The sequence below is a fragment of the Streptomyces xanthochromogenes genome, assembly GCF_014650455.1.
In the GTDB taxonomy this organism is placed as follows: domain Bacteria; phylum Actinomycetota; class Actinomycetes; order Streptomycetales; family Streptomycetaceae; genus Streptomyces; species Streptomyces xanthochromogenes.
In genome coordinates this window covers 212,540-225,069 of sequence record NZ_BMUZ01000001.1, presented here as the reverse complement: position 1 = coordinate 225,069, position 12,530 = coordinate 212,540, and the positions used below count along the sequence as shown (strand labels likewise).

At 72.5% G+C, this 12,530-nt stretch carries 11 protein-coding genes; 5 read left to right on the top strand and 6 right to left on the bottom strand.

Features of this window, described 5'->3' with window-relative positions:
* The first annotated feature begins 87 nt into the window (after positions 1-87).
* Entirely contained in the window at positions 88-771 is a 684-nt protein-coding gene (locus IE267_RS00995; RefSeq protein WP_167157182.1) for a hypothetical protein, read from the top strand.
* A 59-nt stretch (positions 772-830) separates the two neighbouring features.
* Here the strand turns inward: IE267_RS00995 and IE267_RS00990 are convergent, their stop codons facing one another.
* Positions 831-2,180 (bottom strand): serine hydrolase domain-containing protein, encoded by a 1,350-nt coding sequence (locus tag IE267_RS00990; protein ID WP_229860546.1) that lies wholly within the window; start codon positions 2,178-2,180, stop codon positions 831-833.
* Between the two features lie 244 nt (positions 2,181-2,424).
* Here IE267_RS00990 and IE267_RS00985 point away from each other — a divergent pair, with 244 nt between their 5' ends.
* Positions 2,425-4,182 (top strand): FAD-dependent monooxygenase, encoded by a 1,758-nt coding sequence (locus tag IE267_RS00985; RefSeq protein ID WP_229860544.1) that lies wholly within the window; start codon positions 2,425-2,427, stop codon positions 4,180-4,182.
* Positions 4,183-4,278: 96 nt separating this feature from the next.
* On the opposite strand, the gene IE267_RS00980 is transcribed toward IE267_RS00985, so the two are convergent.
* From IE267_RS00980 to IE267_RS00970, 3 genes are read right to left on the bottom strand one after another with little or no spacing between them, the layout of a single operon-like run.
* Complete coding sequence (locus IE267_RS00980; RefSeq protein ID WP_161251583.1) at positions 4,279-5,412, bottom strand: Mrp/NBP35 family ATP-binding protein; 1,134 nt, start codon at positions 5,410-5,412, stop codon at positions 4,279-4,281.
* Positions 5,413-5,456: 44 nt separating this feature from the next.
* On the bottom strand, positions 5,457-6,032 hold the full coding sequence (locus IE267_RS00975; protein WP_167157174.1) for a DUF1003 domain-containing protein: 576 nt from the start codon (positions 6,030-6,032) through the stop codon (positions 5,457-5,459).
* A complete protein-coding gene (locus IE267_RS00970) occupies positions 6,019-7,296 on the bottom strand; it encodes a magnesium transporter MgtE N-terminal domain-containing protein (RefSeq protein ID WP_161251588.1) in 1,278 nt (425 codons plus the stop codon). The genes IE267_RS00975 and IE267_RS00970 overlap by 14 nt, the downstream gene beginning before the upstream one ends.
* Before the next feature lie 193 nt (positions 7,297-7,489).
* On the opposite strand from IE267_RS00970, the gene IE267_RS00965 reads away from it, so the two are divergent.
* On the top strand, positions 7,490-8,242 hold the full coding sequence (locus tag IE267_RS00965) for a hypothetical protein (protein WP_189761885.1): 753 nt from the start codon (positions 7,490-7,492) through the stop codon (positions 8,240-8,242).
* Between the two features lie 22 nt (positions 8,243-8,264).
* On the opposite strand, the gene IE267_RS00960 is transcribed toward IE267_RS00965, so the two are convergent.
* Entirely contained in the window at positions 8,265-8,777 is a 513-nt protein-coding gene (locus IE267_RS00960) for a hypothetical protein (RefSeq protein ID WP_167157170.1), read from the bottom strand.
* 68 nt (positions 8,778-8,845) lie between these two features.
* Here IE267_RS00960 and IE267_RS00955 point away from each other — a divergent pair, with 68 nt between their 5' ends.
* Positions 8,846-9,748 (top strand): DMT family transporter, encoded by a 903-nt coding sequence (locus tag IE267_RS00955; protein WP_167157168.1) that lies wholly within the window; start codon positions 8,846-8,848, stop codon positions 9,746-9,748.
* Between the two features lie 4 nt (positions 9,749-9,752).
* Here IE267_RS00955 and IE267_RS00950 read toward each other — a convergent pair whose 3' ends face one another.
* On the bottom strand, positions 9,753-10,877 hold the full coding sequence (locus IE267_RS00950) for a magnesium and cobalt transport protein CorA (RefSeq protein WP_167157166.1): 1,125 nt from the start codon (positions 10,875-10,877) through the stop codon (positions 9,753-9,755).
* Between the two features lie 483 nt (positions 10,878-11,360).
* On the opposite strand from IE267_RS00950, the gene IE267_RS00945 reads away from it, so the two are divergent.
* Positions 11,361-11,945: a suppressor of fused domain protein gene (locus IE267_RS00945; protein ID WP_161251597.1), complete on the top strand. Its 585-nt coding sequence runs from the start codon at positions 11,361-11,363 to the stop codon at positions 11,943-11,945.
* Positions 11,946-12,530 lie beyond the last annotated feature (585 nt).

Here is a 12,530-nt window from a genome sequence, read left to right as displayed (position 1 = left end):
TGGCTATCCTCCATCTGTCCGGATGCCAGGACGCCCGAGGGGGGCGGGCCGCTCCGGACGCAACTGATCTAGGAGGCGGCCGGGCAGATGGAGACGACAAGTCGGGTAGCGGGGCAGTCCCCTCAAGGGGGGCCCGAGGGTGCCAAGGCCACACCGGAGGGAGTGCCGGGCGCCCGGCGTACGGTCGACGGCTATCTGCGCGCGCCCTTCCCCTGGTATGGGCTCGACGAGGCGTTCACCGGGCCGCGCTGGCTGATGCAGGTGGCGCTCGCCGCCGACGGCACGGTCCAGCACGGTTCGCTCGGACACGGCGACGAGCCGTCGATACGGCCCGAGGCGCCGGGCGGCGCGGCCGAGCGCGAGCGGTTCGCGGTGGTCGTGAGCATCCCCGCGAACCCGGTCCGCCGCAGCGGCGACGGCACGGGCGTCCTGGAGGCCACCTCGGTCTCCTCGGCGGCCTGGCTGGCGGGCTCGGGGCTGCTCTCCTTCACCTGGCCCGCGCAGATGGACCACGTCCTCCGCGGCGACTGGCTGGACCAGCAGACCGAAGCGGCCTGGGAACTCGCCGACGACCTGGCGGGCCCCGACTGGTCGACGCTCTCGCTCCCCGTGGACGGTGAGCCGACCGAGTTCCACTACCGCGAGTCCGAGTTCGGCTGGATCCTCGCGGGCTCGGCCCGCAGTGGGGTGCACCTGGGCGCGTACGGGCGTGGCCTGAGCGCCTACGGGCTCGGCTTCTCGGTGGTCAAGGACATCGCCTCGTACGAGTGAGTACGCGGTGGGCCCACGGCGGTACCGGTAAGGGGTGCCTCGCCCTGGCGAGGCGCCCCTTACCGCTGACTGCGCGGTTCCGTGGCCGAAGCGTCGGCGCTCCCGCCGGGGGTCGGCCGGGTGGCCGGGAAGAGCTTGGAGATGAGGAACTTGGTCAGCTGGTCGGCCGGCGCCGTTCCGTCCGGGGACTGGTTGAGGTTGACGAGCACCACCACGGTCGCGCGGCGCTCGGGGTCGTACCCCACGAAGCTGTTGTAGCCGGGGATCTGGCCGTCGTGGCCGATGAACCCGTCGACGTCGGCGACGCCGAGTCCGTACGTCGGCCTGCCGGGCTGGGGTGAGGTGGGGATGAAGTGCAGCCGCTCCCGCTGCAGTTGGGGGCTCAGCAGGGTGCCTTCGGCCAGCGCCGGGGCCCAGCGCCGCAGGTCGTCGACGGTGGAGACGGCGGCGCCCGCGGCCCAGGCCCACGAGGCGTTGACGTGTGTGACCTCGTACGGGTTGCCGGCCTTCCAGTCGGCCCAGGCGGCGTCCTTGCCGGTCAGTACCGGGGCCGTCAGGCTGCCGACGTTGCTGATGAACTCGTAGCCCTTGGCCTGCGGATTCGGCACCGTGGCATCGCTGTTCAGGCTGGTGTCGCCCATGCCAACCCTGTCGAAGACGCGCTCCTTGAACAGCTGCTCAAGGGGCTGCCCGGTGAGGTGCTCGGCGATGAGTCCCAGCAGCACGTAGTTCGTGTTGGAGTAGTGCCAGCCCTTGCCCGGCGGGAAGTACGCGGGGTGGTGGAAGGCCACGTCCAGGAGCTCCTGCGGGCTCCACCGGCTCTCGGGCCGCTGGTCGAGCCGCCGGTTGAAGCCGGGGTCCTCCGAGTAGTTGTAGAGGCCGCTGGTCATCTGGAGGAGCTGGCGGACGGTGATGTGCGCGGCGTTCGGAACGTCCGGGCGGAAGTCGGCCAGCGGGGAGTCGAGCGACAACTTGCCCTCCTGGACGAGCTGCAGTACCACCGTCGCCGTGAAGGTCTTGGTGATGCTGCCGATCCGCAGGTGCTGGTCGGTCCTGACGGGCGCCCCGGTCGCGAGGTCGCCGGTGCCCAGGGCCGTGGTCCAGGTCCCCGTGTCGGGGGTGCTGACGGAGACGATCGCGCCGGGGATGCGTGTCCGCTGCATCATCGCGATCAGATCCGGCGTGAGGCTCCGCGGGTCCGGCGCGGCGCGCACCGCGCCGGTGCGCTGCGGGCCGGCCTGAGCGCCGATCGCGGGCGCGGTGACCGTCAGCGTCAGCGCGGATGCGAGCAGCAGGGCGGCCCAGGGGCGGGCCCGGGCGGTCGGGGCGGTCCGGGCCGGGACCGCCCGGCGGGACCCGGCGGCCGGGCAGCGGGCGGGGGCGGTGGGTGCCATCGGGTCGGTATCCATACGGACATCCAGGTGGCCTCGGGGAGTGGTGCACATGGTCAAGCACCGGACCGGAGCCCCCGCGTCCGCTCGCGCACCACGGCGGGCTTGTGCCGGGTTCCGGTCCCCAGCCCTCCCCTCTCAGCAGGATAGGTCGGCCTCGCACGGGCCGCACCGAGACGATCCCCGCTGCCGCGCCGCCCGGGCCGCGCAGGGCCACACTGGAAGGGGAACGGGGGCCCGAGGCGGAGACCGGGAGGCACCCGTGGCACACAACCCCAGCACCGACGTACTGGTCGTGGGCGCCGGCCCGGTGGGCCTGAGCGCGGCCGCCGAGCTCGTCCGGAACGGAGTGCGCGTCCGGCTCGTCGACCGGCTGCCGGCCCGGCTCCCGTACGCGAAGGCCGTGGGCATCCAGCCCCGCACGCTGGAGATCTGGGACCGGATGGGCCTGGTCCGCGAAGTCCTGGAGGCGGCCGTGCCGATCCACGGCCAGCTGACGTACGTCAATGGCGTCGAGCAGCCGAAGGTGGACCTGGAGCTGCCGCCCGAGGTGCCGTACGGGTTCGCCGCGCTGCCGCAGTACGAGACCGAACGTCTCTTGGAGGAGTACCTCGCGGGCCTGGGCACGGCCATCGAGCGGCAGACGGAACTCCTCTCCTTCAGCCAGGACGCCGACGGGGTGAGCGCGCTCCTGCGCACCGCGTCCGGGAACGAGGAGGAGACCCGGGTCAGCTTTCTGATCGGCTGCGACGGCGCGCACAGCGCGGTCCGCAAGGGGCTGGGGCTCTCGTTCGAGGGAGGCGCCTTCCCCACGAGCTACATGCTGGCCGACATCGAGACCGACTGGGACCTGCCCGCCGGATACAGCGTGCGGTCCCTCCACCGCGCCGAGGACGGCACCGTCGACGACCTGCTGGTCTGTGTGCCGCTGCCCGGCGTGAACCGGTACCGCGTGTCCATGCCGGCCCCGCCCGAGCTCGTCACGGAACGCCCGGCCGAGGACGGCGCCCCGGTCCCCGGCGGCAGCGGCGCGGACCCGGACGGCATCGCCCATGGCCTCGGCGGCGAGCGCCTCCCGGAGCTCTCCCAGATCCAGGCGGTCGTCGACCGGCTCGCACCGGAGCCGACCGTCCTCTCCCGGATGCGCTGGTCCTCGGTGTTCCGCATCAGCCACCGCATCGTCGACCGCTACGGCGAGGGGCGGGTCTTCGTGGCCGGGGACGCCGCGCACATCCATCCGCCCACCGGCGCCCAGGGCATGAACACCGGCATCCAGGACGCCTGCAACCTGGCCTGGAAGCTCGCCCTCGTGCTGCGGGGTTCGGCCGGATCCGCCCTGCTCACCAGCTACGACGCCGAGCGCCGCCCGGTCGGCGAGGAGGTCGTGGGGCGGACCGTGCGGCATGCCGCCGAGGGTGTCCAGGCCGACCCCGACGAGCCGAGGACGCTGATGCTCCGCGAGGCCCAGCTGCTGATCGACCACCGCGAAGGACCGCTCGCCACGACCCCGTACGGCCCGTCCGACGCGCCCCAGCCGGGCGACCGGGCCCCGGACTGCAACGGGCTCGCCGCGCCCCTGGTCACCTACCGGATGCGGCTGCTCGACGTGCTGCGCGGCTGCCCGGGGCACGTCGTGATGCTCTATTTGACCGATCCGGCCGATCCGGCGGTCGCCCGGGCGGCCGCCGACCTCGAAGGCGCCCGAGTCCTCGGGACGGCTGCGTGGCGGGGACCAGAGCTGCGGGCGGTGGCGATCGTCGCCCAGGGAATCGAGCCCCTCGAACCCGGCGCCCGGACCGCCCGCTCCCCGCTGCCGAGCCCAGCCGAACTGTCGGCCCTCGCGGAGCTGCCGGTGCCCGGACATCTGGACGCGGCAGGGGAGTTCGCGCGCCTCTACCGGCCCCAGGGCCCGACCGGATTCGTCGTCCGGCCGGACGGACAGCTGGGTGCCCGCTTCCCGCTCCACCGCACGAAGGAGGCCTTGGCCGAATACCTCGCGGCGTTGTCCGTCCCGGCCTAGGTGGATCGGCCTAAGTGGATCGGCCTGGATGGATGGGCCCGGGTGGATGGGCCCGACGGATCGGCCGGGACGTCTGTGGACGCCCCGGCCGCTCGGCTAGAACTTGTTGCGCGGGGTGATCCCGAGGGACATGCCCGACAGGCCGCGGGCGCGGCCGCCCAGCTTGCCCGCGATGGCGCGCAGGGCGGCGCCGGCCGGGGAGTCCGGGTTGGACAGGACGACGGGACGGCCGTCGTCGCCGCCCTCGCGCAGGCGGACGTCGATCGGGATGGAGCCGAGGACGGGCACGTTCGCACCGGTCGTCTTGGTCAGCCCGTCGGCGACCTTCTGGCCGCCGCCGGTGCCGAACACGTCGACCATCTCGTCGCAGTGCGGGCACGGCAGGCCCGCCATGTTCTCGACGACGCCGACGATCTTCTGGTGCGTCTGCACGGCGATGGAACCGGCCCGCTCGGCCACCTCGGCGGCGGCCTGCTGCGGGGTGGTCACCACGAGGATCTCGGCGTTGGGCACCAGCTGGGCCACCGAGATCGCGATGTCACCGGTGCCCGGCGGCAGGTCGAGCAGGAGGACGTCCAGGTCGCCCCAGTACACGTCCGCGAGGAACTGCTGGAGCGCGCGGTGCAGCATCGGGCCGCGCCAGACGACCGGGGCGTTGCCCGGGGTGAACATGCCGATGGAGATGACCTTCACGCCGTGCGCGGACGGCGGCATGATCATGTTCTCGACCTGGGTGGGCCGGCCGTCGGCGCCCAGCATGCGGGGCACCGAGTGGCCGTAGATGTCGGCGTCCACGACGCCGACCTTCAGGCCGTCCGCGGCCATCGCGGCCGCCAGGTTGACCGTGACCGAGGACTTGCCGACGCCGCCCTTGCCGGAGGCGACCGCGTACACGCGGGTCAGCGAGCCGGGCTGGGCGAAGGGCACCTCGCGCTCGGCGGTGCCGCCGCGCAGCGCGGACGCGAGGTCCTTGCGCTGTTCGTCGCTCATCACGTCGAGCGTGACGTCGACACGGCTGACGCCCTCGACCCGCTCGACCGCCTCCGTGACGTTCTTCGTGATGGTCTCGCGCATCGGGCAGCCGGAGACGGTCAGGTACACCGTGACGGCCACTGCCCCGTCCTCGGCGATCTGCACCGATTTGACCATGCCGAGCTCAGTGATCGGTCGGTGGATCTCGGGGTCGTTCACCGTCGCCAGTGCCTCAAGCACCGCGTCTTCCGTAGCCATACGGTCGATGGTACGGCGCCTACCGCACAGTACGGAAAGCCCTGTCAGCGGTCGCCTTCGTCACGTCCGTACGGCCGCTCCGGCGGGAATAGGTGCCGGCGCTCCTCCATCTCCTTGACCAGGTCCTGGAGTTCGGAGCGGATCCAGTCGCGCGTCGCCACCTCGCCGAGGCCCATCCGCAGCGCGGCGATCTCCCGGGTCAGGTACTCGGTGTCGGCGATGGACCGCTCGTTCTGCTTGCGGTCCTGCTCGTGGGTGACCCGGTCGCGGTCGTCCTGCCGGTTCTGCGCGAGCAGGATCAGCGGGGCCGCGTACGAGGCCTGGAGCGAGAGGGCCAGCGTGAGGAAGATGAACGGGTAGTTGTCGAAGCGCAGACTGCTCGGCGCGAAGATGTTCCAGGCGACCCACAGGATGATGATCAGGGTCATCCAGACGATGAACCGCCCGGTGCCCAGGAACCGCGCGATCCGCTCGCTGAACCGCCCGAACGCCTCCGGGTCCCACTCCGGCAGCAGCCGCACGCGCCCCGAGCGCGGCTGGTCGAGCCGGGTGCGGCCGCGGGCCACGGCGCTCGCCCCGCCCGCCCGGGCGCGCTCCTCGGCGCGGTCAGTGCTGCCCATCGGGAACCCCCTCAGGCCCGTGGAACTCCGTCTCGCGCCAGTCGTCCGGCAGCAGGTGGTCGAGTACGTCGTCGACGGTCACGGCGCCGAGCAGCGAGCCGCTCTCGTCCACCACGGGCGCGGCCACCATGTTGTACGCGGCGAGGAAGCTGGTCACCGACGGCAGCGAGGCGTTCGGCGGCAGCGGCTTCAGATCGCTGTCCACCACCGAGCTGACCAGGGTGAACGGCGGCTCGCGCAGCAGGCGCTGGAAGTGCACCATGCCGAGGTACTTGCCCGTCGGCGTCTCGTCCGGCGGACGGCAGACGTACACCTGCGCGGCGAGCGCGGGCGAGAGGTCCTGCTGGCGCACCCGGGCCAGCGCGTCGGCGACCGTGGCGTCTGGCCGCAGCACGATCGGCTCGGTGGTCATCAGACCGCCCGCCGTGCGCTCCTCGTACGAGAGCAGCCTTCGCACGTCCGCCGCGTCGTCGGGCTGCATCAGGGTCAGGAGGCGCTCCTTGTCCTCCTCGGGCAGCTCCGAGAGCAGGTCGGCGGCGTCGTCCGGGTCCATCGCCTCCAGGACGTCGGCGGCCCGCTCGTCCTTCAGCTTGCCGAGGATCTCCACCTGGTCGTCGTCCGGCAGCTCCTCCAGGACGTCCGCGAGCCGGTCGTCGTCGAGGGCGGCGGCCACCTCGGCCCGGCGCTTGGGGGAGAGGTGGTGCATGACGTTCGCGAGGTCGGCGGGGCGCAGCTGCTCGAAGGTGGCGACCAGGTTCTCGGCGCCCTGCCCGTGCTCCTCCAGGGAGAATCCGCTGACGGCCGACCATTCGACGGTCAGCGTCTCGCCCTTGCGGCGCAGCGCGCCCGACTTCCCGCGCCGCACGAAGACCTTGTCGATCTCCCAGTCGCGGCGGGCCGGAAGCTGCTGGATCGCCACGTCCAGGACGGTCACCTGCTCGCCGTCCTCGACCAGGGTGACCCGGCGGTCCAGGAGTTCGCCGAGGACCAGGCGCTCGGTCGGCCGCTGCTCGAAGCGGCGCAGATTGACCACGCCGGTCGTGATGACCTGGCCCGATTCCACTCCGGTGACCCGGGTCATGGGCAGGAAGATGAGCCGCCGGCTCACGACCTCCACGACGATGCCGAGCAGCCGGGGAGGCCTGCGGCCGACCCGGAGCATCGCCACGAGGTCGCGCACCCGGCCGACCTGGTCGCCGTTGGGGTCGAAGACGGCGACGCCGGAGAGATGCGATACGAAGACCCGGGGGGCGCCTGCCGCCATACGAGCGCCTCCTTACTGTTCAGGGTTGCTCCGCACCACCGCGATCGCTGTGGGACAAGGGCTTCAGGCTAGCCGGTGGCGGCGCGGTACGCCCTTGCGGGTCGTCCGTCCGGAGCTCTGCCGAGCAGCGTATGCACGGCGGGTAGGGTGCGGTCTGCCGACCCCCTACATCCATGTGAGAGGCAGTGCGCAGGTGACCTCATCCCCCTTGGCCGTCCGGGTGCGGGTCCGGGCCCGCCGGGCCGCGCTGCCCGTGGTGCTGTGCGCGGGCCTCGCCGCGGCGCTCACCGCCTGCGGCTCGGACCCCGACGAGGGGACCAACGGCGTCGGCAAGCTGTCCGCTCCCGAGATCGAGAGCAAGGCGCGTACGGCCGCGGACGGGGCGGACGCGGTGCGTCTGTCGGGAACCCTGGTCAGCAAGGGCGGCTCGTACAAGATCGACATGAAGCTGAAGGGCAGCGGCGGGTCGGGCACGGTCACCTCGCAGAAGAGCACGTTCGGGCTGCTGCGGGTGGGCGACGACCTGTTCCTCAAGGCGGGCGCCGGGTTCTGGTCGCACAGTGAGTCGGGCGGCGCGGCGCAGGCCGCGGGCAAGCTCGACGACAAGTACGTCAAGGTGCCGTCGGGCGACCCCGCCTACCAGCAACTGCGCGGCTTCACCGACAAGTCGGTCCTGCTCAAGGGGATGCTGGGGCTGCAGGGCACGCTGTCGAAGGGGGACCGCTCGGAGGTCGGCACGGTCCGTACGGTCCGGATCGAGGCGGGCAAGGACGGCGAGGGCGGCACCCTCGACGTCTCCCTCCAGGGCACGCCCTACCCCCTGCGCTTCGAGCGCGCGGGCGGCGCCGGAGTCCTCGAACTCGCGGACTGGAACAAGGACTTCGCGCTCGCGCCGCCGTCGAAGGACGCGACGGTGGACTACGGCCACCAGCTCCCGACGACCTGATGCGTGCGGCCGCCGGACCGGGTCAGCGCCGCTTGCGTCGGAAAAGCAGCCTGGGGAGCGCCGCAGGTACCGGATGCCGGGTGGTCGCCGGTGTGGGCACGGGCGAGGCGGCCAGGGACGACTCCGGGGCCGTTTCCAAGGGGCCCGCCGGCGTCAGCCGGAGCAGGCGGCACTCCGCGGCCCACCGGGCCGGCATCGCCTCGCCGTCGTGCGCGTTCAGCCGCTTGCCCTTGAGCTCGGCCACGGCCGTGTCCCACGCCTCGGAGCCCGCCGGGATCTCCGACACCGCCGCGGTCCAGGCGACGAGCCGGCCGCCCTTGTCCTTGGAGCGGACCGTCACCGTCGCCGTGCCGCCGTCCGGCAGCCCGTCGAGCGGCTGCTCGCCAGGACCGCCTCCGACGACGTACGCGGCCCCGTCGAGCCAGGCGTGCCACAGGGCGCGCTCGGCGGCCACCCCGGTGCCGCGCACCCAGATGAGCCCGGACTTCTTCGTGGCCTCCTCGACCAGGGCCTGGTCGAGCAACGTCTGCGTCATGGGACCACAGTAGAGGCCCCCGGGAATAGTCAGTTCCGTAATCCGGCCATGCCCCTTACGCTGCGGCCGTGACCACTGCCACCACCCCCGCGCCGGCCGTCGCCGCCGTCCCGCGCATCGATCTCGTGCTGCTCGGCGTCGCCCTCGCCAGCGTCTCGCTGTCCGCGCCGCTCATCGCCGCCACCGCCGCGCCCGCGCTCGCCATCGCGTTCTGGCGCAACGCCCTCGCGGTCGGCGCGCTGACCCCGGTGGCCTGGTTCAAGTACCGTGCCCGGCTGCGCGCGCTGACCCGGCGCGAGGTGGGCCTCACGCTCGGCGCGGGCGGTCTGCTGGCGCTGCACTTCGGGCTCTGGCTGCCGAGCCTGAGCATGACGTCGGTGGCCTCGTCGACCGCGCTGTGCACCACCACCCCGATCTGGACCACCGTCGCGCTGCGGCTGCGCGGCCACCGCCCGCCGGCCCTGGTGTGGAGCGGCACCCTGGCCGCCTGCGTCGGGGTCCTGCTGCTCACCGGCGTCGACCTCAGCCTGTCCTCGCGCGCGCTCGCGGGCGACGCGCTCGCGCTCGGCGGCGGTATCGCAGCCGCCGGCTACGTGCTGCTCGGCGCGGAGGTCCGCAAGAGCGTGGACACCGTTCCGTACACCTACCTCTGCTACGGCACGGCCGCCGTCGGGCTCCTGGCGGCGTCGCTCGTCAGCGGGGCCGACCTCACCTCGTACGACGCCGGGACCTGGGCGAAGCTCGCCGTGCTCACGCTCGCGGCGCAGCTGCTCGGCCACTCCCTCCTGAACCGGGTGGTGGCGAGCCTCGGGCCGTCCGTCACCTCCACGGCGATCCTGCTCGAAACGCCCGGTGCCGCCCTCATCGCGGCGCTCTGGCTCGGCCAGCAGCCGCCGGTCCTCGCCTACCCGGCGCTCCTGGTGATCCTGGCCGGGCTCGCCCTGGTCGTCCGGGCGAACCGCGCCAACTGACCGGTCAGAGCCAGCCGTTGCGCTTGAGGGTGCGGTGGATGGCGAAGCAGGCCACGGCCACCAGACCCATCGCGACCGGGTAGCCGTACTTCCAGTGCAGCTCCGGCATGTACTCGAAGTTCATGCCGTACACCCCGCACACCATCGTCGGCACGGCGATGATGGCCGCCCAGGACGTGATCTTGCGCATGTCCTCGTTCTGGGCGACGGAGGCCTGGGCGAGGTTGGCCTGGAGGATCGAGTTGAGCAGCTCGTCGAAGCCGATGACCTGTTCCTGTACGCGGGCCAGGTGGTCGGCCACGTCACGGAAGTACTTCTGGATGTCCGGGTCCACCAGGCGCATCGGGCGCTCGCTGAGGAGCTGCATCGGCCGCAGCAGCGGGGACACCGCGCGCTTGAACTCCAGTACCTCGCGCTTGAGTTGGTAGATCCGGCCGGCGTCCACCCCGCGCGGGCTGCCCTTGGCCGGGGCCGAGAAGACCTCGATCTCGACCTCGTCGATGTCGTCCTGCACCGCGTCCACGACGGCGAGGTAGCCGTCCACCACCTGGTCGGCGATGGCGTGCAGCACGGCGGAGGGGCCCTTGGCGAGCAGCTCGGGATCGTCCTGGAGGCGCTTGCGCAGCGCGCGCAGCGAGCCCTGGCCGCCGTGCCGGACGGTGATGACGAAGTCCCGCCCGGTGAAGCACATCACCTCGCCGGTCTCCACGACCTCGCTGGTCGCGGTGAGTTCGGCGTGCTCGACGTAGTGGATGGTCTTGAAGACGGTGAACAGGGTGTCGTCGTAGCGCTCCAGCTTGGGCCGCTGGTGGGCGTGGACCGCGTCCTCCACGGCGAGCGGGTGCAGCCCGAACTCGGCCGCGATACCGGCGAATTCGGCCTCGGTCGGCTCGTGCAGACCGATCCACGCGAAGCCGCCGCCCTCACGCACCCGGCGCATCGCCTCGCGCGGGGTGAGGCAGGTGTTCTCCTCGACGGACCGCAGCCGCTGTCCGTCGCGGTAGACCGCGCAGTCCACGACGGCGCTGCTCGCCGACGGGTCGCGGGTGTTGTCGTAGCCGTTGTACGGGGTGCTGGTCTTGCGCAGTGCGGGGCGGACCACGGCGCGCAGGTCACGGATCATCGACATGGCAGGACTCCTTCACGGAGGGGCCGTCGGGGCGTGACGCTCTGGAACTGCCCGGAATGGGGACGTTCTGCGACGAAGGGGGCCAAGAGGTCGAATCGACCCGGAGGGGTATCCATCGCACACGTTCGCAAAGCGGGCGGCACCACAGGGGCACGCGGGGACGGCGTTCGCTACTGAAACGGACAACGCGAGGCGAGATGCTCTTCCGTTGGCGAAACGCCATGAGGTTCAGGTGTTTCCGGGCACGAGGGCCGGGTATGCACGCTCTCGGATCGACGAGAGTTCAGATCACCGGGAACAACGCAGCCGTGCGGAAGAGCGGTTGGTACTGCCAGGCCGACTTCGATCCATCGCAGCCCCACCTCCTCCAGCCGGTCCCCCGTGGGGAACTTCCTGCTGTCCCGAACAGCGGCCAAGACTATCAGCCCACTGTTGCGCCGAGGCCCTTCTTTGCCGCTTGCATACGCCTTCTATGCTCGGCCCATGGTTGATGTTCTTGCTCTGGTCGAGGCCCGGCTGCGCACTGCGCTGGGCGAGCCGGACGCGCGCGCCGCGGTCACCTTCCTCGGTACGGACCGCATCGAGGTGCTGCGGTTCACCGAGGGCGACATCGTCCGGTACGCGACCCTCGGCATGTCCGCCCAGCCGATGGCCGATCCCACCTCCGCCCTTGCCGACCCGGTGAAGGGCCCGCGGGCCGAGCTGGTCCTGTCGGTGCGGGCGGGGCTCGCCGACACCGACAAGGTGCTCCGCCCGCTCGCCGTGCTCGCCGCGTCCCCGCAGGTGGAGGGTCTCGTGGTGGCCCCGGGCGCCTCGCTCGACCTGGGCGAACCGCTGTGGCCCGGCGCCCCGTTCGCATCCGTGCTGGTCGCCGAGCCGGGCGGCCTGGTCGAGGACCTGGAGCTCGACGCCCCGCTCGACCCGGTCCGCTTCCTGCCGCTGCTCCCCATGACCTCGAACGAGGCCGCCTGGAAGCGGGTTCGCGGCGCGGCGGAGCTGGAGGAGCGCTGGCTGACGCGGGGCACGGACCTGCGGGACCCCCTGCGCAAGTCCGTCGCCCTGGACTGACCCCCCACCCCGGGGCTGCGCCCGGCCCCCGTTCGCGCCTTGAGGGCACTCGTCCTCAATCGCCGGACGGGCTGAAGGTGCCCCAGCGCCGAGGTACTTGGGGGCGCGGGGAACTGCGCGACCAGCCACGCACGGCCCGCAGCCGAAGAGCGAGGCCCGGGGGCTCCGCCCGGGACCCCGTTCGCGCCTGAACGGCGCTCGTCCTCAATCGCCGGACGGGCTGGTGGTGCCGGCCGGGGCCGATCCGGTTTGAGGACGTGGGGCGGTGGCATGTGCGGCTGCGCCGCGGTGGGCGCGACCGGTAGGAGGGGGTCCACCTACAGGGGCGCGGGGAACTGCGCGAGCAGCCACGCACGGCCCGCACCCGAAGGCGGAGGCCCTGGGCGGGCAGCGCGCGGGCTGGGTGTGCCGTCTCTTGTCGGCGCCGATTCGTTGAGGGGCGCGGGGAACTGCGCGAGCAGCCACGCACGGCCCGCACCCGAAGGCCGAGGCCCCCGGGGCAGGCACCGCGCGGGCTGGGGATGCCGATGCCGATCAGCGCCGGTCCTGCTGGGGCACGAACAACCCGCCCCCCCGCCCCGCCGG